The sequence below is a fragment of the Microcoleus sp. AT8-B5 genome (assembly GCF_036705565.1).
Lineage (GTDB): Bacteria > Cyanobacteriota > Cyanobacteriia > Cyanobacteriales > Microcoleaceae > Microcoleus.
This window is the reverse complement of record NZ_JAUBUY010000011.1, coordinates 119,133-141,449: the sequence shown is the minus strand read 5'-3', so window position 1 is coordinate 141,449 and position 22,317 is coordinate 119,133. Positions and strand designations below refer to the sequence as shown.

Genomic DNA, 22,317 nt, shown 5'->3' with positions numbered 1-22,317 from the left:
GTTTGCTGAGGCTAAATATCCCCAAATACGGCAAAGGCGCACAGTAGACACCGTACAACGAGTAAGGTGTGCACTGTGAACCTGCAAGCTAAGTATTTTGGTTTAACTAAGCAACACCCAAATAAGACTCTAGGGCTTCGGAACCACCGATCAACTTGCCGTCGATAAATACTTGCGGCACAGTTGTAGCCCCAGTCATAGCCCGGAGCGATCGGGTTGTGATATCCCGACCCAAGACGATTTCTTCATAATCCAAGCCCTTTTGACTCAGCATTCCCTTAGCCTTAGCGCAGAAGGGACAGCCCATTTTTGTAAACAGCGAAACGACCTTCGGCTTGGTTGCTGCGGAGTTGATGTAGTTGAGCATCGTCTCGGCATCGGACACTTTGAAAGGGTCGCCCGGTTCCTCTGGCTCAATAAACATTTTTTCCACCACGCCATCTTTTACCAGCATCGAATAACGCCAAGACCGCTTCCCAAAACCTAAATCTGTTTTGTCTACCAGCATTCCCATGCCTTGAGTAAACTCGCCGTTACCGTCGGGAATTAACGTCACATTGTCTGCTTCTTGGTCTTTTGCCCACTCGTTCATCACAAAGGTGTCATTGACGGAAATGCAAACGATTTCATCTACGCCGTTTTCTTTAAAAACTTTCGCCAATTCGTTGTAACCGGGGAGGTGCGTTGACGAACAAGTGGGAGTAAAAGCTCCCGGCAGCGAGAACACTACTACGGTTTTACCTGCAAATATATCATCGGTGGTGACATCCACCCACTCGTTGTCTTTGCGAGTGCGAAAGGTGACTTTGGGTACTCTTTGACCTTCTTGGTTCGTCAGCATGATTTTAAATTCTTAGGTACTTGGGTTCAATTCCTTTGCTTATTATAGCGTACTCATAACGAGTATGACTTGTCAAGGGGAGGCGAGTTTTTTTTCTCGGACTTGGGCGCGCGCGCGAGTTCAGTTCATTGTCTTTGCGACAGCTAGCAGATTTAAAACTTGCTGTTTAAGTAAGTCGGCAATTCTGTCTCCATTCCTTTGCTGCTGCTAACGGGTGAGGATTTTTGGCTCTTCATTAGCTAGTATGCTAAACTAACAATCAAACTGCCAAGTAAGCAAACATCTAACTCGGAAGTTTTCAAAGTTTATAAATCCGTAAGCCGAACGTTTAATCAACTTGAGTTTATTGTTGATGCCTTCGACAACACCACTGGTAGTCTTATAATCGAAGTAAGCAATAATCTCATCTAGCCAACGAATAATAGTGTTCTGACTATCGGTAAAATATTTTTTAGCTCTTGACAACCATCTTCCCACTTGCCACAAACCGACTAACCAATTATTAGCCCGATCGAAAATTCTTCTAATTTCTTCTTTTAATTCAAGCATAGTTTTGAGAGTAGAAGATACATCTTTAACTTGCATTAGTTTAGCTTTTTGCTCTTCATTTATATCTGATTGGTTCTTCAATAACACATATTTACTTTTCTTCAATGCTTCTAAAACTTTCTCCGGGGCTGCTTTTTGTTCTGACGATTCTGCTTTTTTAATTAAATCTTCTACCTGTCTCTTCTCTCCCTTCCTTTGGGCATCTAATTCCTTATTTATTTGTGCCATTACATGAAATCTGTCGGCGACCACCTGAGCATTTGGCATCAACTCTCTCACTACATTTCTGTAACCTTTCCACAAATCTATACTTACTTCTTCTATTTGCTCTAATACTTCTTTACCCCATCCGAGCATTACTTCCTTAATTTCTTCTTGTTTCCTTCCTGCCAATATCGCGATTAGCTTAGACTTCTCTAAATCTATTAATACTGCACAGTAATTTCGTTTTTATTTAATTAGAGCTATTTTATCTATCCCTAATCTCTTCAACTCGCTCGGCTGGGCTTTTAAGTATTCTTTCGATGCGTCTGTTAACATCCTTTCTATTTCTTCTGTTGTCACGACCCCTTTTTTCGCTACGAATAAGGATATCATTCTCTAACACTTCTTGGATTATTGCTCTTGCTAGCCGTTTCGTATAGGTTCTTCTTTTTTTGACCAACTCCAACTCTTCACTAAATGGCTTGAGACATTTTTCACACTTAAACTGTCGTCGGTTGATTTCTAAAAATACGAAGTTCTCTCCCCAAGGTAAATCTTTGACTAGGTATCTATGATTTTGATGTAATCTATGACTTTTTTTTCCACAACGTGGACAGTTACTTTCCTTACCGATTCCTTCCACCTGTAAAATTATTCCAATCCCTTCATACTGGCGATGTGAGATTACTTTTATTCCCTCTATATTCAACAGCTCTGTTAAAAACTTTATCTCCTTTTTCGTTCTCATGGCTGTTCAATCCACCTCACCCCTCTAGCTTTTGCTTATATTTAATAATAAATGAGCTTCCTCTGTCAACCCCGGTAATGACTCTCCCAGCTATTTTCCTAGCTTCATTTGTCTTTCTTTCCTGGCGCCAGCTATTCATTTAGCATATTAACTACTGAAGAGCCAAAAAAAGAGCGATCGCACTTCAACAATAGAAGGGCGATCGCTCTTTCAGCAGCTAAGTCAATTCTCAGAAATACCTGAGCAACATAGCCTGTGTCTAGCATTTTCAGCTCATGGATTTAAAAGACTACTGGGGTTTAACTGGATTGTTCCTTTGGCATGACTTACCTATAATTTAATCTCTCTCGCCTTTCGGCTTTATGGATGGAATCATCTTCTGTCCACAATGGTTCTGGCTGTAAGTCGGGAATCTTAGCAAACTGCCTTAAAACTGATTCGTTACCTGTAAATGTATAAATCTGTTGAGCTATCACTTTGCAGCAACTTTCAGGATAAAGAAATACCTGTCTTTCGCTAAAACGAATTACATACCAGTCATGCTGTTGAAAAAAGTAGTTACGGTTATCGTCTTGACCTATACAATGAGTGGGTCTCAACGGAAAATTGTTAGGATATGGGCGTGGGGTGTATGGTTCATCTATTTCAATATCTATTGAAAACCAGTTGTTTTCAGGATCAACATAGGCAAAATCTGGTGTGTAATACTTTACCCTTTTTAAGATGAATATTTTATCATCACCAAAATAGTTTCTGAGCAGGTTAGGAAATCGACAATTGTCAGGGAATTCTGTGAATCCTCTTCTGTCTTCTGCTGGTTCTATGTCAAACTTTTGGGGTTTAAGTGATGAAAATTCTTTTTTGCAAGATTCCATCCTCCAATCACTGACTTTTTGGGGATTTCGTAAGTTTTCAACTTCCTGTTGGTAGATTCTTTCTAAGTCTTGCTTTTGACGTTCCCCTTCAGCAAGCAACTTCTTATGTTTAATTTTTTCTTGATGTATGGATTGTTCCCAGTCTTTAATAATTTTAGGATAACTATTTCGTTTTTCCTGGTAAGCTGCTAGTTCTTCCCGATATTGGCTAAGTCTGATAGGATAGCTTTCAACCTGGGTATAACCAAACCCAAACACTCCTAATGTTAACATTATAAAAAAAGTCCATCCGGCTCCCATGCTATTACTAGCACTACCAACTAAGGCACTGATTATAGATACTCCTAGTTCAGAAAGAAATAATGGAATTAATTTTATCCTGACAGGAGGTGATTCAATAAAAACTTCTGGTTCTTCTGGCTTAGGTAGTAGTTGAAGTATTGGCGGAGGAAAAACTTTAGGTGGTTCTGGTACTGGAGGTAAGCTTGCCAAAGCTTTCTCAATAGAAAGTGGATACAAAATCACTGGGTAAGTATTCATAAATGTTAGAAATTTAACTAAATTAGAGCGATAGCAATCATCTGTATAAAGATTATTTTTGTTGAAATAATCTGTATCCCAGTCGAATAAGGTAGGCTAATATCGAGAATAAGCCAGCTTTTAAGGACATATAAACGTTCAATTAAGTATTAAAAGTGATGGTTATTCTTGATTGCTATCATTTGTAGGCTTTTTACCTTTAACTTTAGAACAATAGAAGATCCAGCCACCACTACTAGCGATAGCTAGAAACATAAATAGCACATCTAACTTTTCTATTAAATTGTCGTTTTGCTCGTAAGCATACATTTGAGCATTTATATTGTTTGCCCATTGCTGCCGATTTGACTCAAGCTGTCGCTGGTAAATCATATCTTTTTCCAAAGAATGATCGAACGGGTTGTACCCTGATGGGGGACGCAACTGCTCCTGAGAATTGAAGTTTATAGGAGGAAGGTTTAGCTGCGCCCTAACATATCCTCTGATGTTAATAACGAGAAAAACAATAGTAATTACTCCCGAAATTACTTTGATTTTAGGGGTGGTTGTTTTTTTTACCATGTTAGCTTTTTACTTCTATTTTCTAAGGAGAAACTTCTCCAAACCTTGACTGTAAATGAAAAATAATTAGAACTAATAGCGAAGGTTTAAGTAGACAGGATTTACCGCCTTAGCTATTACTACCTATTGACAACCCTATAGGTGTTGCTTATGGTTTTTTAAGAGCAGCGCTTATAATACCTCCTACTATTCCTATTCCCATCAAGAATAACCCGCTATTTTGACGTTCTTGATTATTATTAGCTGTTATATATTGACCCGCACCCTTGCCACCAATTCGATTCCAGCCAGCTTTCGATGGCTTGACGTTACACAACAACACCATACCAATCGTTACTGGTAGGCAAAGCCCCAAAATTAATAGCCTTACTTTCATGTTATTTATGTTGAAATAAACTTAATGAATGCCTAATTTAAATATTATTTAAACGTAACTTTTCCGTTTTGTACAGTCGGGAAAAGTCGGAACAAGTAGGGAATTTTAATTTTCTTTTAGCTTATTAAGTCGGATAAAGCCGGATAAAGTAGGTCAGGCTAGAAAAAGTCGGATAAAGTAGGACATAATAGGTAAAACTCCTACACCACCGACCTATGGACGTTCAAGAAATATTAAAAATTGCAGACGACCTAGTTTTTGTCAATACGGGAAAACACTTAGACAATCTGCAAGAGGTGATACTGCGGGGAACTTTACAAGGTCAGAAATACTCAAAAATAGCAGATGAATCTCACTGTAGTGAAGGTCACATTAAAGATATTGCCTCTGCATTATGGAAGCTACTATCAGAAGTATTAGGCGAAGAAGTCAATAAAGGAAATTTTAGAGTCAGATTGGAGCAAGTAAAATTCTCAAATCTCTGGAACTTCAATAAAGATATTGTACAAATTGGTGAAGTCAACTTCTGTGAAAATAATTCACACTCCCCAAAAGTCCCCAATTCACCAACCGATGAAGAACCTCTAAACAAAGGCAACACTGAACCAAAAGTGCGTCAATTCTTAGCTGAAATGCCTAAGTCTGGCATTTTCTACGATCGCACATCCGAACTCACCACCCTCAAACAGTGGATTCTCCACGAAAACACCAGCCTACTCGCCATACACGGCATAGTCGGCATTGGCAAAACCGCACTCGCCGTACACCTAGTAGAACAAATCAAAGATGAATTTGATTTCATCATCTGGCGAAGTCTCGCCACATCTCCACCCCTGTCAATACTTCAAACAAATATAATTCAATTCTTCAGTAGGGGCGGTGCCCCCGTGCCCGCCCCAAATGCCGACGGCGTGCCCGCCTTCGGTAGGGGCGGTGCCCCCGTGCCCGCCCCCTCCCCAGAAGAAGGGGCAACCACGGGGGGTTTGCCCCTACTGAACTACTTGCAAAAATACCGCTGTCTGCTGATACTCGATGACGTACAAATGGTAAATAGCAGCGGACAACTCGCTGGTAATTACCAACCTGGATATGAAGATTACGGCACACTCTTCAGACAGGTAGGAGAATTATCTCACAATAGTTGTTTAATCCTGATAGGTGCGGAAAAGCCTAGAGAAATCGCCGCATTAGAAGGCAAAAATCAGCCAATTCGGTCATTACAACTGAATGGTTTAGGTGCTCAATCGGGGCAAATCCTCAGAGAAAAAGGTTTAACTGAAGATGCCAAATTGTCAGAAATAATTGAACAATACAGAGGCAATCCCTTGTGGTTAAAAATAGTTGCTACAATGATTCAAGATTTGTTTAACGGCAGCTTATCTGATTTTTTGTCTGATGATACACTATTTTTAGGTGATTTAGAATCTTTACTGCATCAGCCATTTAATCGCTTATCCGAGTCAGAGAAACAGGTAATGTCATGGCTAGCGAGTGAAACCGCGCCTGTTTCCCTCTCAAAAGTGCCAGAGAATCTGCAATTATCTCGATCGCAATTTTTGAAAGTGATGCAATCCTTGGGACGGCGTTCATTAATTGAAAAAATCCCGGAGGGCGATCGCACATTGTTTACCCTTGGGCCCGTACTAAAAGAGTATGTCAAAACCAACTATTCCCGCCCAAACATACAACAAGCAGCCCGATCGCCCTTATAATATCCTTAGTATTGGGAAGCCAAAAACCATGTCACTCACACAAACCCAAGTAACCTATACTGAAGCTGTGGCAAATCTTGATGAACTGTGCGAACAAGTCATCAGCGATCGCGATGCCATCATCATCACCCGCAAAGACGGCGAAAACGTAGCCTTAATTGCCGCTGACGAGTTGGCAAGCTTATTGGAGACATTGCACCTGCTGCGATCGCCCAAAAATGCCGATCGCTTGTTAAGTGCCCTGAAACACGCAAAAGATAGAACAGTCAAAACTCAGACTGTCAGTGAATTATCGGGAACTTAGAAATGTGCGATCGACCTTTTGGTAAAAATTGGGAATGCGCGATCGACCTTTGTTTATTGAATTGACTTTTCAGTCCTCTTTTAGAGGACTTTTGCTATGAGACGGGGGTTTTCAACCCCCGGCGGACTTGCGGGTTAGCGAAGAGATTTTGGCGGCCCAAAAGTGCGATTCCTACGGGATAGCTACGCACGCGCGTACTTTTTCCACATCATTCTCTAATATGGAATCCAATCTAACTTATCGATCCATTCTTCCGCTTCAGTAGTATCCCAAATAAAATGAATTGTTTCTGCCCATCTGCCGATACTTCCACTTGGACGCACCCAAACTAATCCCCAACTTTGTCCCCCAGCCGCCCAATGTTCCTCCAAATGTCCGGGAATACTTTTGCGATTATCCGTCACCAATAATCGTTTCGATGATTCCAAATAAATGAGAATCTCTGGATCTAAAGTTCCGAATGGCGGTGCAGTTGAATCACCCACCCGTAAAATATCTATCTCCGGTTGAAGTTTTAAAACAGCACTTTTGAGCTTAGGTGGCAAATTTTCATCGAGTAAAAAACGAATTTTCACTTCAGGTTGAGTAACTCCTGTTCTCGCTGTGCTTTGATTGCTCTCAAACGCAATGCTAGAGGAGATGGATTAGCCAACCATTCCTGATAGCGTTCTTCCCGCCACTTCGCCAGCCGCAACATATAAGCATCCATCTGCCTCCGATTTTGCAGATAATAAGTTAGCGTCGCGTAAATTTTCTCTAAATTCAAACTTGGTAATTCTTCCAGAATTTGGTCTGGCGAATATCCATCCAAGTAATATTTAATTACATCGTCAATGCCGATCCGATGTCCTTTGATGCGGATGTCATCGGGGTCGAGAAATTCAAAATAGTCTTCTAATTGCATCGGTTAATCTCCGAATACTTAGTTAATCGCATTTTATCATATGGAAAAGGGCGATCGACCTTATATAATAGAAACTTGTTACGATCGCCCTTTATCCCCCTATCATGCTCCAAATCCGTTGCCGTCCCCCCAGCACATCCGTCTCCGTACTCTACTTAGGCCGATCGCACAGCAGCAGATTCAGCAACAATTTCTTCATCTTTCTCACTCAAACCAGTTCCAAATTCAGTGTACTGCCGCACTTGAGGATGCCTAAAACCGAGTACAATATCTTCTTTAGGAACACCGGCGGCCAGTAAATCCGTCGCCACTCCTTCTTCGGTATCATCATATTGAATCCAGATTTTATCGCCGATTAAATTGATGTGGATTGGTGTGGCGTGAAGGTAATTGTCATCATTCCAGCCAATATCCAAAACTAAATATCCTCCCCGTTCATCATCAAATAACAGTTGAGAATGATAGCCGTCAGGTATAGTATTGCGGTATTTAGCGTGTTCCTGAAGTATGCTTTTGATAATTTCTTGGTATCTCAATCGGGTATCCATTGAAGTATTTCCTCACTTTTTACATCAAAAACAATCAGTTTAACAATTTGATTTTTTAATAACACTTGCCCTAGTTCTATGGTAAATACGCTCTTAAAAGCAGGCTTAGGAATAGCAAGATAGAGTTTTCTATCGCTCTGCATTTCATTAAGCACTTGGTGGTAAAGAACGTACTGTCCCAAAGCCTGTTCCAAATCTTTTACATCCGATCGTCCCACAAAACTTTTGACCTCAACAACAATTTTTTAGGTTCCTTTTTCGGCATTAATTAGACGCTCTGCACCCAGGTCGGCAGATAAACGCTTGCGACCAATTTGCAGGGGAAAGGGATCGTGAGTAATTATCCAACCATCTTTTTGTAAGGCACGCTTAACTGTATCGTGATAAATATCTTTAGCTGGCACGCATTAGCTCTCAGGCTAGGAGGATTTACTGTAACCATTATATAATACGTTGAAACTTGTTACGATCGCCCTTTATCCCCCTATCATGCTTCAAATCCGCCGTCGTCCCCCCAGCACATCAGTCTCCGTACTCTACCTCAGCTACCAAATCGCCGTACCCGACGCCGAACCCCAGCACATCCTCGAAGAAATCGTCTGGGAAAAAGAAGCTGAAGTGGCCCAAAAGCGCGATCGCACTCCCTTATCCGAACTTCACAAAAAACTCCCCTTTGCACCGCCTACTCGCGACTTTCTTGCCGCCCTTAAAAACGGCAAAACCACACCCGCTATCATCGCCGAAGTCAAAAAAGCTTCCCCCAGCAAAGGCGTAATTCGCGAAGATTTTGACCCAGTGGCGATCGCCCTAGCTTACCAACAAAACGGCGCCAGTTGCATCTCCGTACTCACAGATGAAAAGTTCTTTCAAGGCAGCTTCGACAACCTCGCTAAAATCCGTGCCGCCGTCGATTTGCCCTTACTTTGCAAAGAGTTTATTATCTATCCCTACCAAATTTATCTTGCCCGGATTCACGGCGCAGATGCTGTATTGTTAATCGCAGCCATTCTATCTGACAAAGACTTACAATACTTTGTTAAAATTGTCAAGACATTGGGCATGACAGCTTTAATAGAAGTTCACACTCTCGAAGAACTCGATCGAGTATTAACCCTAGAAGGCGTCAGCCTAATCGGCATCAACAACCGCAACCTAGCAGACTTTTCCGTCAGCCTAGAAACTACCGGTCAACTATTAGCCGATCGACAAACCGAAATCCAAGCAAAAGGCATCCTCATCGTCAGCGAGTCAGGAATCCACACTCCCGACGACCTAGCTAAACTTGCCACCGCAGGCGCCGAAGCCGTCCTCATCGGCGAATCTCTGGTCAAACAGCCCGATCCGGGTGCAGCTTTAGCCTCCCTTGCCGATCGCCCTCCGAGCCTCTGAAAGGCGAGACCGCTTGACAAAGCACCCTTAATTCTGATAAAAAGTGATTAAGTAGGTAAATAATGAGAATTTCTAGCCTGCATCGACTCAAGCGCTACTGTAAAAAAGAAATAGCACTGAAAGCTATATTGCATAGAAATATTTTGCCAGAAAGCAATTAAATCTATTCTGTAAGCCTGTCGATCGCAAGATTTAGCGTGTCCAACGCCCCCAGCCCCGAATATTCGATCGGCAAAGCAGAGGTTATTGGACGGTTAGAAAACAAATAAAAAATCGGGCATCTAATGTTCACCGTGATGCCTCATGCAATTGCAATGGGGTATCGGTTCGCTGAGGTATGTTAGCTTTCATGGAGCCAATCCCCCTTCCTTCGTACATTCATTATGAATTGCTACTTCAATTGTTAGAGCGCAAAACGATGTTTGCTGTCAGTCCACAATCGCCGCAGCAGCAACAAGTTCACCAACTTATTATTACATTGCGTAAAGCCCTTGCCATTCAAAAGCAATTAGAACAAAGCTGCGAGCGATCGAACTTAGCGGTAGAACATCGCTGGTCTCTAAATGAAATTAACCACAAGGGAGTTAAAAGTTAAAAAACTTAGAGTATCGACGCGACGTATCGTATCGTATTTGATTTATTCTATAGAACTCCCACAGGAAAACTTAGGACAATATTCATGGACAACAAATTAATGCTGATGATTCCGGGCCCGACGCCGGTGCCTGAAGCGGCATTGTTAGCGATGGCAAAACACCCGATGGGCCACCGCAGCAAGGAATTTGACGCGATTTTTGCAGAATGTACCGAAAACTTGAAATGGCTGCACCAAACCAAAAGTGACGTGCTGAGTTTAACGGTTTCTGGTACCGGCGCGATGGAAGCTGGGATAATTAATTTCTTGAGTGCGGGCGATCGAGTTTTAGTCGGATGCAACGGCAAATTTGGCGAACGTTGGGCTGAAGTCGCCGAAGCTTACGGTTTAAACGCCGAAATTATTAAAGCCGAGTGGGGCCAACCTTTAGACCCCGAAAACTTCCGCGAAAAACTAGAAGCAGATACAGAGAAGCAAATCAAAGCTGTCATCATCACCCACTCGGAAACCTCCACCGGCGTCCTCAACGACCTCGAAACCATCAACCGCCACGTTAAGGCCCACGGTGAAGCTTTAATTATGGTCGATGCTGTCACTAGCTTAGGCGCTGTCAATATTCCGATGGACGCTTGGGGCATCGATGTCATTGCTTCGGGTTCTCAGAAAGCTTACATGATTCCTCCAGGTTTGGGTTTTGTGGCCGTCAGTCCCAAAGCTTGGGAAGCTTACAAAACTGCGAAACTGCCCCGCTATTATTTGGATTTGGGCAAATATAGCAAAGACGCAGCCAAAAATACCACTCCTTTTACTCCTCCTGTCAATATGTTTTTTGCCCTGCAAGCATCGCTGCAGATGATGAAAACAGAAGGGTTGGAAAATGTTTTCGCGCGACACAAACGGTTGATGACAACTACTCGCGCTGCTGTAAAAGCTTTAGGTTTGCCGTTGTTTGCTGCTGACGATGCCGCCAGCCCTGCGATTACTTCGGTGATGCCGCCAGAATCCGTAGATGCTCAAAAAGTGCGGACTTTGATGAGAAAGAGATTTGACATTGCTCTCGCCGACGGACAAGACCATTTGAAAGGTAAAATCTTCCGAATCGGTCATTTGGGCTTTGTGTGCGATCGCGATATTCTAGCAGCAATTTCCTCTTTAGAAGTTGTGCTGAGCGAATTGGGTCATGAAGGCTACACTCCGGGGGCCGGCGTTGCCGCGGCTGCCAAATTCTTGGCTGAATCCTAATCTCAGTTGTTAAAGGATTTTAGATTTTGGATTATCTCTAAAATCTAAAATCCTTTTAATATGCTTCGGATAACCAATCAAAGATTTTATCTAACTGTTCGAGAGTGACTAAACCGTATTGCCACAGAACCATCGGCAAGGAATTCGGGTCTCTATCGCGCTGCCGCTGTTTGTTATCGCCGACACGTTCGGCGACAGCAATTGACGCGGGCGAAATTGCCAAATCTTCTTGTAAAAATCGAATCAATCGAGTGTATTTAGCGGGTGCCATGTGATTTCACCTCTAAGTATAGGACACCATTTTCTGATGTGAACCTGATGTTTGTGATGAGTAATAAGCCAGTTTTAAATTTGTCTTGTTACCGTGGATAGCTTTTAAAACGCTATTAGCGGTTGAACTGCCAAACGTAATGCTGAGTGATACTGTAAAGCTAACCTTTCCCAAAAAGTGAAAGGTTTTGCAATTTTGCTGATGTCTGCCCGATCGACTGGTAATCGCGATCGAACCTAAACTGAATACCTCGGCATCTCTGCAGCGCGAATCAGAATAAATTCTGCTACCTAAAACTACTAAACCAAGTTCAGAGTTTAACTTCATCTGCCGAAATGCAGAATCCGCAAATCTACTTCGGCAAAATTAGTTAGATATTTCGATCAAACCCAAAACTGCTACCAGAAGTTAAGTTTGCCAATTACCGCCAATTAACTTGGCTCGTAGCATATTACTTTAGATAGGTTTAGTAGATTTAGCTCGATCGCCAGAACTTCCAGAGAATTTCTTTTCGTGTTGCTACACCTTGAGGCTGAGTATCGTCTCTCAGGATTGGTAACGAGTCGCTGACTCGTCTCATACCTGCGACCAACCATCTACAGCTTCCGGAAACAAGCTCAAGTCCTGACTGACTGAGATCGACATCGTAGCAAATCTTCCGGTGTTTGTACTGAATCTTACATTAATATTCTAATAGATTTTATCAATTTTTGTAAAGTTTCTAAATTTTCTCCGGTATTCCCAAGGCAGGGGGATCTCTGGGCGATGGAAACCGGGGGATTGTTTATCGATCGAGGTTTTCGTTAAAAAACTCGATTTCAATACGATCGCCCTTTTTGACACCGAGTTCAGCAGCCCGCCCGCCCCGGAGTTCAATAACTCGATCGACAGCAGTATTGGGCCCGTAGGTAGGACAAGGATCGGCAGTACAAGGAGGTGCAGAAACTTCGATCGCCTCAACCACCCCATCCCGGACAAAAATCATATCCAGAGAAATCTTGCAATTTTTCATCCAAAAATTGACCCGTCGCGCCGGTTTAAACTCAAACAGCATTCCTCTGTCATCCGGCAAAGAAGTTCTGTACATTAAACCCATAGCCTGCTGTTCCGGTGTTTTCGCCACTTCGAGTTCGATGGGGCGATCGCCTATCCGAGCTCTAGCAGAAACAGGCAGCACTTGACCCGATGTTATCGCCGTAGGAGACTCAGCCGCCAAAATACCAGTAGCACCAGCATTCGCGATCGGTAAAGTCGGCGAACATCCCAGCAAAAATATACTTACTCCAATACCGAGCAAATTAGTTAAATAACTCATAATTATTTTAGATTTTAGATTTTAGATTTTAGATGGGGCATGGGGCATAGGGCATGGGGCATGGGCATTGTTGACTAATGACTAATGACCACTGACTAATGACAAATGACAAATGACTGATGACTAATGACTTCTTCAAGCTTCCCGCATCACATAGCCAACACCGCGCACCGTCTGAATCAAACGCTTTTCGCCCTCATCTTCAATCTTGAGCCGCAGATAGCGGATGTAAACCTCAATTACATTCGACTCACCCAAAAAGTCGTAACCCCAAACATTTTCCAGAATTTGTTCCCGAGTCAGAACCTCGCGGGGATGTTCCATCAAATACTTTAGCAGCTCATATTCCTTCATCGTCAGGTCGATCGCCCGTCCATTGCGTAATGCCCGCCTAGAGGCCAAATCCAAAACTAAATCGCCAAACCTCAATTGTTCGTTGCTGGTGTTATCCGGCTGCAAATACAAGCGCACCAACTGCAAAAATTCCTCAGTGCGGTAAGGTTTAAGAAAATAATCATCCGCCCCAGCTTCCAGACAAGCTACGCGATCGTCAACTGTATCGCGACCGACCAATAGCAGCACCGGCACCCGATTGCCAATACTTCTGAGGTGAGAACACAGTGACAGCCCCGACTCAGCGCCAAGTATGCGATCGATTACAATCAAAGCTGGCTGCAATTCACGGGCTAAATGTTGGCCTGTGGCGGTATTAGAAGCCACTACCGGTTCGTAGCCGGAGGATTTTAAGTCGAGACTCAAGTGTCCGGCGAGAACTTCGTCTGTTTCAACTAGCAGGACACAGGGATTGCGATCGAGAGTAATTGCAGCCATTGAATTGACCGATGGAGACCATAACTGTTCTAGCACGTTATTTGTTATTGGTTATTTTAGTTTTGGACGCACGTCGAGGCCAGAAACCGGGTTTCTTCGTATATCTCTAGTTGAGAAAGCAAAGATTTTTCAGAGAAACCCGGTTTCTTTGGGTAAGTCCTGTGATTTGTTAGTTACAATTCCCGATGCCCTGTTTGCCCCATGCCCTATGACCATCATCGTATTCGGCAGTATCAACATCGACCTAGCAGCAAAAACTCCCCGGTTGCCGCAGCCAGGGGAAACTATCATCGGTAGCAATTTTTTCACAGCCGGCGGCGGCAAAGGAGCAAATCAAGCCGTAGCGGCCGCCCGTCTCGGCACTTCCACCCACATCATCGGCCGCGTCGGCAACGATAAATTTGCTGAAGAATTATTGACAAATTTACAATCTTATGGTTTAAGTACAGACAATGTATTAATAGACCAAAACACTCATTCAGGGGTGGCAATTATCGCCGTAGACGAGACAGGTCAAAATAATATTATTGTGATTCCGGGCGCGAATAACAATGTCGGTGAAGCAGATATAGAACGTCTCAAAAAACTGTTAACAGGAGCTACATCTTTGCTGTTACAGTTAGAAATTCCCCTGGAAGTTGTCCAAAAAGCTGCGAAAGCTGCTCGTCAAGCGGGCGTGCGAGTTATTCTCGATCCAGCACCGGCTAGGGCGGATTTGCCACTGGAACTTTATCCGCTAATTGACATTATCACGCCGAATGAAGTGGAAGCGGGCCAGTTAGTCGGTTTTCGGGTGAATGACACCGAAACAGCGATTGTAGCTGCCAAACACTTGCAGGAGCGTGGGGTCAAGAATGTTATTGTCAAATTGGGCGATCGCGGGGCTGTTGCTGTTACGGCGGATGAAACCTTTTTTGTACCGGCTTTTGCTGTGGAGGCGATCGACACTGTGGCTGCTGGCGATGCTTTTAACGGCGGTTTGGCCTCTGCATTAGATGCCAGTCTTTCCTTGTCAGAGGCGGTGCGGTGGGGCGCAGCAGCGGGGGCTCTGTGCACAACTAAAGTGGGTGCTCAAGTTGCTATGTGCGATCGGGCAACTTTTGATAAATTTTTGCAGAATTTAATTTGAATTTGTCAGGTGCCGAAGGCGCACCCTACTTTAACTTGTAAAGCTAATTCGCCGCTGGTTTGCATAATCTCTGTCTGTCCTGTAGTTTAGGGCGAGATAAAGAAGATATTGCCTGTAGGGACACAACTGTCTTCATTGGTATCAACTTAACATTAAACCGATAGTCCGACAGTCCGACAGGGGTTGAAACCCCTGCCTCAAAGCTAAAGTCCTCTCAAGAGGACTGATATCAAATCCGTTAGCATCGTCCTGTATTCATCTCTCTGTTCTCTTCCTCTGCGTTCTCTGCGTACTCTGCGGTTTAATCATTCCAATCCAACCGGACATGATATGAGAATAAAAATTTTTAAACTCATTAGTCCTCATAGCGAGGACTTTAGCTATTAGACAGGGAATTCATTCCCTGGCGGACTTTAACTTTAACCATTCGGGCGCTGAATAATTGTTTCAACTACGCGCCGCTTAACTTTTGGATCGATACCAATCAGCCGCACGTATTCGCCGCCGTGTTCCGCCAAACAAGTTTCTAAAGATGCAACCACATCTTTTTCCTGTGCAGTTTTAATCGTCGCGCAACTTTGCCAAGAACCAGTTTTAAATCGGCGATTATCTGCATATTCCATGCCAATTTTGCAGCCTCTTGCTAACAACTGCTTTACTTGTTCCAATACCTCGGAACTCAGCCGCGCCCCATGACCGTTACCCGCTTCAGAACTTGGCTCAACGTAAGCCTTATAATATTTGGATGACGGGTCGTTTAATTCACTTTGCGTGGGCGCAGCAGCAGGGGCATTGGGGGTTCCTTGAACGTTGAACAGGCGCGATTGGTTGTATTCATCTACTAAGCGCATTTCCTTAATCCGCTTTTGTTGACCCACCATCAAACTACCCATTTCTAATAAATGAGCTAGGCTGAAATTCGGGTTATGGAAATCTGGCGCTGCTTCCAAAGTGTTTACCAAACGCTTGGAAACTCGCTCGATTCCTACTTTGTGAATGAATTCGCGGATTTGTTCGTCATAAATGCGCGATCGCAAAGCACTAAAAAAGTCGATCGCCTGATCGGCAAAATTATCGACTAACGCCACAATATCGGTTTTTGACAATTTGTCCGACTCAAAAATTCCCCCAACAATGCCAATTTTATCATCCCGGCTGGGTTCCCAATAAAACTTTTCCATCCGCCCGTCGCGAATCAGCGGCGCGTACAGCGTAGAAAAATCATTTCCGGTGACAATAATCGGCACTCGGTGCAGCGGCGTACTGTCATAACTTCCCGGTAACTGCACGTTAGTTGGATTATCAGCAATATTCATCAGAGTCGCATTGACCATCTGAGTATTGACAGTATATTGAGTAGTAGTATCGAACCTGCCCGCACCAGCATCCAAATCGTTAATAAAGATAGCGCACATCTCGCCCCGCACCCTAATTTGCTCCGCAGCTTCCCGGTAGCGCAAGCGAATTAAACGCGCCGGATCTCCTGCATCCGGGCTTTCTAATTCCCCACCAGATATCATCACCGGTTCAAAGCCCATCCGCCGAAAAACCAGTTCGGTTTGAAAAGTTTTGCCTTCTCCTTTGCGGCCATGAATTCCCAAAATTAGGGGAACTCTTACCCCTGGTAAATTTAAAAAGTTCTTAGTGACGTGCACCGCAACTTTATCGAGAAAGTTAGGAGAAATGTAATAACTCATCAGTAGATTTGTAATGGATTAATTGAGGTTACTGTTATGATTTTATGACAAAACTAACAGCCTGCACCGCTAACCTGGATTTTTACCGTACAATCGAGGTCTACATATTATGTGTTAAGGAGCGATTCGTGAGTCCAGAAACCTTATTAAAAGAACCAAGCGTGCAAGCCGAAGCCAGTCTCTTCAGTTCTGAGAGCTTCGACAGCTATGTAATGACAACTTACGGGCGTTTTGCGATCGCCCTAGAACGGGGCCTGGGCTGCCGCGTTTGGGATACCGAGGGCCGCGAATATCTCGATTTTGTGGCTGGTATTGCTACCTGCACTCTCGGACACGCCCACCCGGCAATGATTGCAGCGGTAACTCAGCAAATTCAGACCCTGCACCACGTTTCTAACCTTTATTACATCCCCGTACAGGGCGAGCTGGCGAAGTGGCTTGTAGACCATTCTTGCGCGGACAGAGCCTTCTTTTGCAACTCCGGCGCGGAAGCTAATGAAGCGGCAATTAAACTCGCCCGCAAATACGCCCACGAAAAATTAAATATCTCGAATCCGACAATCATTACCGCCGTTGCGAGTTTCCACGGGCGGACTTTGGCGACAATTACGGCCACGGGACAGCCTAAATACCAGAAGGGTTTTAGCCCTTTGGTTCCCGGATTTCACTATGTGCCCTACAACGATATTAGTGCGATCGAAAGTGCGATCGAGCAACTCGACAAAGACGAACGCCAAGTAGCTGCAATTATGTTGGAAGCGCTGCAAGGCGAAGGCGGAGTTCGCCCCGGAGATATCGCCTACTTCCAGCGAATTCGGGAAATTTGCGACGAAAAAGGCATTTTGCTGATTCTCGACGAAGTGCAAGTCGGGATGGGACGCAGTGGCAAATACTGGGGCTACGAAAACCTCGGCATTGAACCGGATATCTTTACATCTGCCAAAGGATTGGGCGGCGGTATCCCGATCGGCGCTATGCTGTGCAAATCTGCCTGCGATGTATTTGAACCGGGAAGTCACGCCAGCACTTTCGGCGGCAATCCTTTTGCTTGCGCTGTTGCTTTGTGCGTTTGCCAAACTTTGGAACGGGAAAACCTTCTAGAAAACGTGCAGCAGCGCGGGGAACAGTTGAAAGCAGGGCTCAACAAGTTGGCGGCTGAATATCCGCATTTAATTGCCGAGGTGCGGGGCTGGGGTTTGATTGTCGGGATGGAATTGCAAGCTGACATCGAACTTACATCCGCTGATATTGTCAAATCTGCCATCGCCGCAGGAGTTTTGTTGGTTCCAGCAGGGCCGAAAGTGCTGAGATTTGTCCCGCCGCTGATTGTCACTGCTGCTGAAGTCGATCGAGCTCTGCAGGCCGTGGAGTCAGCCTTGCGCTCTCAAGCGGTACAGTAAAATCTACGGAGTTGATTTGTGTTAGCTGTAGCGCTGTAACTAACGATTGCCCATTGGTGTCAACTTAACGTCAAACCCATTTATAGACTGATGTTTGACTATTAAGGCCAGATCACCCTGGCGCCTGCCTTAATAAAGGGAGTAGGGGGTGGGACAGGAGTATTCTCTTTCGTCCCCCTTCTTAAGGGGGATTTAGGGGGATCTAGACTTTGCCTAAAAGCGACATTTATCAGGGGTTTCAGGCTTAATTTGATACCAATGGCGATTGCCATATCTAGACCCACTATTCCTCAGAAAGCCGGTTTCTTTACCAGATTTCTCGTTATCACACCCAATAGTTTCCCAGAAATCGGCTTTCTTAGTCTAAAATCTATCAGGGTAAAATTAAACCCGCCCCGCTGCACGTCTGTCGGGGCGGGTTTGTTAAGTTTAAGACTTGTGCCGAAGCCTGTTTTTTTAAGCAAATACGTTGTGGCAATGTGTATGGTGGAAAAATCAGGTTGGTTTAATCCCCTGGGCGACTCGTACCTCCGGTTAGAGATTGAAATTTAAACCAGGAAGTGATTTAATTGCTGCACAGAAGCAGCGATCCTATCGTTAATAATTCGGCGGAATGCACGATGGATGAACAGCGTCGCAAAACTGATGTTAATATGCTCCAAGCGCTGCTGGAAAATCCTGTGGACTTAGGAATAGATTTGATTTTGAGGACTGACTCAAAATCGATCGACTTTGGGTTCGTGCAAACGCTTTATGTGGAAGAAGTGGCGCTGACGCGAGAAAGCTTGCTGAAAGCTGCAAAATTTTTCCAAAGGGCGATCGCACCCTTAGAATCTGCAAAAGGGAATTATAAATTGCCCGCAACCGGGGCAGCATATCTGGCTTTTTTAGCAGAAGTATTGCAAGCAGTGGCGCGCGGCGCTGATTCGCAGCACCTGTACTCGCTGCTGAGAAACAATTTAGACAAACTCGACCAGAATTTCGCAGAACTGCTGCGCTGCTGGGCAAATTTGGTGTTTTCTGCTGCCAAAGAATCCGAGAGAAGGCGCATTGCAGCGTTAATCGGCAATCTGAGCAACAAAATTGGGCGGTTTCCCCTCGGCAGCAAGGCTAATAACTTGGAAATCGAAATTGCAGGTTACGAAACAGTTGCTAAGGTGTTTACCCGCAAAGACTTTCCCCAAGAATGGGCGGTGATGCAAAACAATCTGGGCAACGCTTATAGCGATCGCCCCAAAGGTGATAAGGCTCAAAATATCGAACAGGCGATCGCTTGCTTTGAAAATGCCCTACAAGTACGCACGCCCGAACAGTACCCGGAACAGTGGGCGACGCTGCAAAATAATCTGGGCAACGCTTACAGCGAGCGTCTCAGGGGAGATCCGGCAGACAATCTAGAACACGCGATCGCCTGCTATCAAAACGCGCTGCAAGTTCGCACCCGCGAAACTTTTGGGGAAGAGTGGGCGAGCACTCAAAACAATCTCGGCCGTGCTTACAGTCGGCGACTGCAGGGCAACCGAGCCCAAAATCTGGAACTGGCAGTCGCTTGCTACCAAAATGCTTTGCAAGTCTACAACCGCAAGGTGTTTCCCCGGCGTTGGGCCACAACTCAAAATAATTTGGCAAATGCTTACTGCGAGTTGCTGCGGGGCAACCGAGCTGAAAATCTCGAATACGCGGTTACGTGCTATCAGAGAGCTTTGCAGGTGCGGACTCGGGAAGCTTTTCCGCAGCAGTGGGCGACGACTCAAAGGAATTTGGGCCGGGTGTTTGTCGATCGCATCAAAGGCGATCCGGTGGAAAATTTGGAAATGGCGATCGTCTGCTATCAAAATGCTTTACAAGTCTACACCCGCATCAAATTTCCCGAAGTCTGGGCTTCGATCCAAACTTACCTCGGTAGGATCTACAGTCGGCGGGTGAAAGGGGAAAAAGCCGAAAATATGGAAATGGCGATCGCCTGCTATCAAAATGCTTTGCTCTTTTGCAACCGCCAAAAAACTCCCGAACGCTGGGCCATGCTGTGTGCCTACCTCGGCCGCGCTTTCTGCGAACACGTGAAAGGGGAAAAAAATCGCAACCTCAAAAGCGCGATCGCCTGCTATCAAAATGCGGGCGAAGTCTACACCAGGCAGGCATATCCCAACCGCTGGGCAATGCTGCAAATTTATCTCGGTAGGGCTTATTCGCAACTGACGGAGGCGGAAAACTTGTCGCACATGGAAAGCGCGATCGGCTGCTATCACAGCGCCACCCAAGTCTACACTCGCGAAACCTATCCCCACCGCTGGGCTGAAATTTTATTTTATTTGGGTCAAGCTTACCGAGTTCGAGGCGACTTGCTTCGCGCTTACGGGGTTTTTACTGCTGCTGTCGATACTGTTGAATTCTTGCGCTGCGAAGTTGGGGTTGATACAGTCGATTTTGGCGATTCCCTACGGGATAGCTACGCTTCACGGACGAGTACCGCAAAAGTCAAATTAACCCGCACCTGGGCTGGACTCTATAAATGCCTGGTGCAAGTTTGCCTGGAACTAGGCGCCAGCCAACCTGAATATTACGCTAAGGCTCTGGAATACGCCGAACGCCACAAAAATCGGAATTTGGTAGAACTGCTGCTTAAATGCCACTTGACTCCGAAAGCCGAAATTCCTGCAGCGGTGCGAAGCGAGTTGGAGTCGCTGCAACTGGAAATAGCAGGGGAACAGCGGCACCAAGAAGAGGGAGAACCTGAGCCGAACACGACTTTGATTTCTGAGGGCGATAGCCAAGGTTTGAACAGCGGTTCTCTAATGCCGAACTTGGACTTCATGCACTTAAATCAATTGTGGAAGCAGTTTGATAGGTTGATTGCGCGGGAGGTGCAGGCAAACGACCCTTTCTTCAGCCTAGCTCACAAAGTTGAACCGATCGCTTTCGAGCAAATTCGCCAATTGTTGCCTGATGACAATTGCGCTGCTGTGGTGTGGGCGAGTTTGGGAGAGTTGCTGGTTGCTTTTGTGGTGGTAAAGAGTGAACAATATCCCGCCGTTCACCTGTGTTCGCCGGAAAATGCTTTGGCTGCCGAAAGTTGGGGCCAGGAGTACCTCACCGCTTATTCTGAACAAAAAGGTCGCTGGATCAATCATCTCCAGACTCGCCTCAAACGCTTGGCTACGATGCTGGAAATCGATCGAGTGGTGGCGCTGATTCCCGATAATTGCGATCGGCTGATTTTTGTGCCGCACCGATTTTTGCACGCTTTGCCGCTCCACGCTTTGCCTCTGGGGGGGAGAGACGGGTTTGAGGATGGTGGGGGAATTTTTAGGTCTGGGTGGAGCGATCGCAGCGGTTTTGAGGTGGAAACCTACAGCCTTTCGGATTTTTCTCAAAGTTCGTCTTTTGGCGATGTTGCAGCGCCTGCTACTTATTTGATCGATCGATTTGCCGGAGGAATTCGCTATGCTCCTAGCTGTCAGCTATTGCTGTTGAGACAAAGTGCACACGGAGCGGCTATTGGTCGGTACAGACCCCGTTTGCAGCAGCTTTTGGCCATTCCAACTTTCACCAGAGATGCGTTCTACAGCAACATTGAAATCGGCACTATTTCCCAGTATTTTGCCAGTACAGAAGTTGTGCGCCATAAGCCGGCAATTAAAGAGGCTTTTTCCCAAGAAATGTCTGCTAATAATGGGGATTTGCCCCAAGAAATAGGGCATTGGCAGCAGAAAAAATGCGCTCATTTTGCTTGTTTTAGTTTGCTTAATTTGGCTTGGCCACTGAAATCTGCAGTGTTTTTGAGGAATGATTCTCTGAGTTTGGAGGAAATTTTAAATCTGGATTTTAGACAATATTTTTTAGTTACTTTATCTGGTTGCGAAATTGCCGCTGGCGGAGTTAGCGGTGCTGGAGGAGATTTTGTGGGTTTGTCGGCGGGTTTGTTGTATGCTGGCACGTCTAGTGTGGTTAGCAGTCTTTGGAAGGTGAATGATGTTTCTACGCTGCTGCTGACGAGCAAGTTTTATGAAAATCTGGGACGGTTTTCTCGGTTGCAGGTGGGAGATGTGGCGATCGCCCTGGGGGACGCTCAAAGGTGGCTGCGGGATTTGACTAGCGAGGAATTGGAGGTGTTGCTGGCGGATTTTCAACCTCAAATTTCGCAAATGTTCGATCGGCTTTCTCAAAGTTCTCGTCTGATTGCGGAGGCTTCTTTGCAGCAAATTCGCAACCGCAAACCCTATCCTTTTGCTAATCCTTATTATTGGGCGGCTTTTACGGCGGCTGGGGTTTAGTTATTAGTGATT

Annotated in this window: 21 protein-coding genes and 2 pseudogenes; 8 read left to right on the top strand and 15 right to left on the bottom strand. The window is 45.0% G+C overall.

Annotated elements, in window-relative coordinates; translation table 11 throughout:
• Window positions 1-106: 106 nt before the first annotated feature.
• The 6 genes and pseudogenes from QUB39_RS10345 to QUB39_RS10320 all read right to left on the bottom strand — a co-directional run bounded on the left by QUB39_RS10345 (window position 107) and on the right by QUB39_RS10320 (window position 4,694).
• A complete protein-coding gene (locus QUB39_RS10345) occupies window positions 107-841 on the bottom strand; it encodes a glutathione peroxidase (protein WP_333055077.1) in 735 nt (244 codons plus the stop codon).
• Window positions 842-1,093: 252 nt separating this feature from the next.
• Window positions 1,094-2,342: pseudogene (locus tag QUB39_RS10340) on the bottom strand (ISL3 family transposase).
• A 131-nt stretch (window positions 2,343-2,473) separates the two neighbouring features.
• The gene (locus QUB39_RS10335; RefSeq protein WP_333208853.1) at window positions 2,474-2,608 is read right to left on the bottom strand and encodes a hypothetical protein; all 135 of its coding nucleotides are present in this window, start codon (window positions 2,606-2,608) and stop codon (window positions 2,474-2,476) included.
• Between the two features lie 60 nt (window positions 2,609-2,668).
• Window positions 2,669-3,757 carry a hypothetical protein gene (locus QUB39_RS10330; protein WP_333208851.1) on the bottom strand — a complete coding sequence of 363 codons (1,089 nt, stop codon included), beginning with the start codon at window positions 3,755-3,757 and terminating at the stop codon, window positions 2,669-2,671.
• Window positions 3,758-3,919: 162 nt separating this feature from the next.
• Window positions 3,920-4,318 (bottom strand): hypothetical protein, encoded by a 399-nt coding sequence (locus tag QUB39_RS10325; protein ID WP_333208849.1) that lies wholly within the window; start codon window positions 4,316-4,318, stop codon window positions 3,920-3,922.
• Between the two features lie 148 nt (window positions 4,319-4,466).
• Entirely contained in the window at window positions 4,467-4,694 is a 228-nt protein-coding gene (locus tag QUB39_RS10320; RefSeq protein WP_333204793.1) for a hypothetical protein, read from the bottom strand.
• A 215-nt stretch (window positions 4,695-4,909) separates the two neighbouring features.
• Here QUB39_RS10320 and QUB39_RS10315 point away from each other — a divergent pair, with 215 nt between their 5' ends.
• Together QUB39_RS10315 and QUB39_RS10310 are read left to right on the top strand one after the other, a co-directional pair.
• Window positions 4,910-6,406, top strand: coding sequence for an NB-ARC domain-containing protein (locus tag QUB39_RS10315; RefSeq protein ID WP_333208847.1), 1,497 nt, complete (start codon window positions 4,910-4,912; stop codon window positions 6,404-6,406).
• Between the two features lie 28 nt (window positions 6,407-6,434).
• Entirely contained in the window at window positions 6,435-6,710 is a 276-nt protein-coding gene (locus QUB39_RS10310) for a type II toxin-antitoxin system Phd/YefM family antitoxin (protein WP_333208845.1), read from the top strand.
• A 215-nt stretch (window positions 6,711-6,925) separates the two neighbouring features.
• Here the strand turns inward: QUB39_RS10310 and QUB39_RS10305 are convergent, their stop codons facing one another.
• From QUB39_RS10305 to QUB39_RS10290, 4 genes and pseudogenes are all read right to left on the bottom strand, one after another.
• Complete coding sequence (locus QUB39_RS10305) at window positions 6,926-7,285, bottom strand: DUF5615 family PIN-like protein (RefSeq protein ID WP_333055074.1); 360 nt, start codon at window positions 7,283-7,285, stop codon at window positions 6,926-6,928.
• Window positions 7,282-7,614, bottom strand: coding sequence for a DUF433 domain-containing protein (locus QUB39_RS10300; protein WP_333055073.1), 333 nt, complete (start codon window positions 7,612-7,614; stop codon window positions 7,282-7,284). Before QUB39_RS10300 ends, QUB39_RS10305 begins: the two co-directional genes overlap by 4 nt.
• A gap of 155 nt (window positions 7,615-7,769) precedes the next feature.
• Window positions 7,770-8,162 carry a XisI protein gene (locus QUB39_RS10295; protein WP_333141586.1) on the bottom strand — a complete coding sequence of 131 codons (393 nt, stop codon included), beginning with the start codon at window positions 8,160-8,162 and terminating at the stop codon, window positions 7,770-7,772.
• Window positions 8,147-8,566, bottom strand: a pseudogene (locus QUB39_RS10290) (element excision factor XisH family protein). Before QUB39_RS10290 ends, QUB39_RS10295 begins: the two are co-directional and overlap by 16 nt.
• Window positions 8,567-8,651: 85 nt before the next feature.
• Between QUB39_RS10290 and trpC the strand changes: the two are divergent.
• From trpC to QUB39_RS10275, 3 genes are all read left to right on the top strand, one after another.
• Window positions 8,652-9,551, top strand: a complete 900-nt coding sequence (gene trpC, locus QUB39_RS10285; RefSeq protein WP_333055070.1) for an indole-3-glycerol phosphate synthase TrpC — start codon at window positions 8,652-8,654, stop codon at window positions 9,549-9,551.
• A 349-nt stretch (window positions 9,552-9,900) separates the two neighbouring features.
• A complete protein-coding gene (locus tag QUB39_RS10280; protein ID WP_041623669.1) occupies window positions 9,901-10,146 on the top strand; it encodes a DUF5340 domain-containing protein in 246 nt (81 codons plus the stop codon).
• An 84-nt stretch (window positions 10,147-10,230) separates the two neighbouring features.
• Complete coding sequence (locus tag QUB39_RS10275; protein WP_333055068.1) at window positions 10,231-11,388, top strand: alanine--glyoxylate aminotransferase family protein; 1,158 nt, start codon at window positions 10,231-10,233, stop codon at window positions 11,386-11,388.
• Between the two features lie 55 nt (window positions 11,389-11,443).
• Here the strand turns inward: QUB39_RS10275 and QUB39_RS10270 are convergent, their stop codons facing one another.
• From QUB39_RS10270 to nblR, 4 genes are all read right to left on the bottom strand, one after another.
• Entirely contained in the window at window positions 11,444-11,659 is a 216-nt protein-coding gene (locus tag QUB39_RS10270) for a DUF2949 domain-containing protein (protein ID WP_015179531.1), read from the bottom strand.
• A 12-nt stretch (window positions 11,660-11,671) separates the two neighbouring features.
• Window positions 11,672-11,986, bottom strand: coding sequence for a hypothetical protein (locus QUB39_RS10265; RefSeq protein WP_333055067.1), 315 nt, complete (start codon window positions 11,984-11,986; stop codon window positions 11,672-11,674).
• A gap of 457 nt (window positions 11,987-12,443) precedes the next feature.
• Complete coding sequence (locus QUB39_RS10260) at window positions 12,444-12,974, bottom strand: DUF192 domain-containing protein (RefSeq protein ID WP_333055066.1); 531 nt, start codon at window positions 12,972-12,974, stop codon at window positions 12,444-12,446.
• A gap of 135 nt (window positions 12,975-13,109) precedes the next feature.
• Entirely contained in the window at window positions 13,110-13,805 is a 696-nt protein-coding gene (gene nblR / locus QUB39_RS10255) for a response regulator transcription factor NblR (RefSeq protein WP_333055065.1), read from the bottom strand.
• 208 nt (window positions 13,806-14,013) lie between these two features.
• Between nblR and rbsK the strand changes: the two genes are divergently transcribed.
• On the top strand, window positions 14,014-14,934 hold the full coding sequence (gene rbsK, locus QUB39_RS10250; protein WP_333208842.1) for a ribokinase: 921 nt from the start codon (window positions 14,014-14,016) through the stop codon (window positions 14,932-14,934).
• 419 nt (window positions 14,935-15,353) lie between these two features.
• On the opposite strand, the gene QUB39_RS10245 is transcribed toward rbsK, so the two are convergent.
• On the bottom strand, window positions 15,354-16,631 hold the full coding sequence (locus QUB39_RS10245; protein ID WP_333055063.1) for a ribulose bisphosphate carboxylase small subunit: 1,278 nt from the start codon (window positions 16,629-16,631) through the stop codon (window positions 15,354-15,356).
• Between the two features lie 128 nt (window positions 16,632-16,759).
• Between QUB39_RS10245 and QUB39_RS10240 the strand changes: the two genes are divergently transcribed.
• Window positions 16,760-18,031 (top strand): aspartate aminotransferase family protein, encoded by a 1,272-nt coding sequence (locus QUB39_RS10240; protein ID WP_333208840.1) that lies wholly within the window; start codon window positions 16,760-16,762, stop codon window positions 18,029-18,031.
• Window positions 18,032-18,651: 620 nt separating this feature from the next.
• The gene (locus QUB39_RS10235) at window positions 18,652-22,305 is read left to right on the top strand and encodes a CHAT domain-containing tetratricopeptide repeat protein (protein WP_333208838.1); all 3,654 of its coding nucleotides are present in this window, start codon (window positions 18,652-18,654) and stop codon (window positions 22,303-22,305) included.
• Window positions 22,306-22,317 lie beyond the last annotated feature (12 nt).

Bases quoted from the DNA above. Each gene is read 5' to 3' on its own strand.
- QUB39_RS10345 (WP_333055077.1), bottom strand. From the start codon at position 841: ATGCTGACGAACCAAGAAGGTCAAAGAGTACCCAAAGTCACCTTTCGC.
- QUB39_RS10335 (WP_333208853.1), bottom strand. From the start codon at position 2,608: ATGCTAGACACAGGCTATGTTGCTCAGGTATTTCTGAGAATTGACTTA.
- QUB39_RS10330 (WP_333208851.1), bottom strand. From the start codon at position 3,757: ATGAATACTTACCCAGTGATTTTGTATCCACTTTCTATTGAGAAAGCT.
- QUB39_RS10325 (WP_333208849.1), bottom strand. From the start codon at position 4,318: ATGGTAAAAAAAACAACCACCCCTAAAATCAAAGTAATTTCGGGAGTA.
- QUB39_RS10320 (WP_333204793.1), bottom strand. From the start codon at position 4,694: ATGAAAGTAAGGCTATTAATTTTGGGGCTTTGCCTACCAGTAACGATT.
- QUB39_RS10315 (WP_333208847.1), top strand. From the start codon at position 4,910: ATGGACGTTCAAGAAATATTAAAAATTGCAGACGACCTAGTTTTTGTC.
- QUB39_RS10310 (WP_333208845.1), top strand. From the start codon at position 6,435: ATGTCACTCACACAAACCCAAGTAACCTATACTGAAGCTGTGGCAAAT.
- QUB39_RS10300 (WP_333055073.1), bottom strand. From the start codon at position 7,614: ATGCAATTAGAAGACTATTTTGAATTTCTCGACCCCGATGACATCCGC.
- QUB39_RS10295 (WP_333141586.1), bottom strand. From the start codon at position 8,162: ATGGATACCCGATTGAGATACCAAGAAATTATCAAAAGCATACTTCAG.
- trpC (WP_333055070.1), top strand. From the start codon at position 8,652: ATGCTTCAAATCCGCCGTCGTCCCCCCAGCACATCAGTCTCCGTACTC.
- QUB39_RS10280 (WP_041623669.1), top strand. From the start codon at position 9,901: ATGGAGCCAATCCCCCTTCCTTCGTACATTCATTATGAATTGCTACTT.
- QUB39_RS10275 (WP_333055068.1), top strand. From the start codon at position 10,231: ATGGACAACAAATTAATGCTGATGATTCCGGGCCCGACGCCGGTGCCT.
- QUB39_RS10270 (WP_015179531.1), bottom strand. From the start codon at position 11,659: ATGGCACCCGCTAAATACACTCGATTGATTCGATTTTTACAAGAAGAT.
- QUB39_RS10265 (WP_333055067.1), bottom strand. From the start codon at position 11,986: ATGAAGTTAAACTCTGAACTTGGTTTAGTAGTTTTAGGTAGCAGAATT.
- QUB39_RS10260 (WP_333055066.1), bottom strand. From the start codon at position 12,974: ATGAGTTATTTAACTAATTTGCTCGGTATTGGAGTAAGTATATTTTTG.
- nblR (WP_333055065.1), bottom strand. From the start codon at position 13,805: ATGGCTGCAATTACTCTCGATCGCAATCCCTGTGTCCTGCTAGTTGAA.
- rbsK (WP_333208842.1), top strand. From the start codon at position 14,014: ATGACCATCATCGTATTCGGCAGTATCAACATCGACCTAGCAGCAAAA.
- QUB39_RS10245 (WP_333055063.1), bottom strand. From the start codon at position 16,631: ATGAGTTATTACATTTCTCCTAACTTTCTCGATAAAGTTGCGGTGCAC.
- QUB39_RS10235 (WP_333208838.1), top strand. From the start codon at position 18,652: ATGGATGAACAGCGTCGCAAAACTGATGTTAATATGCTCCAAGCGCTG.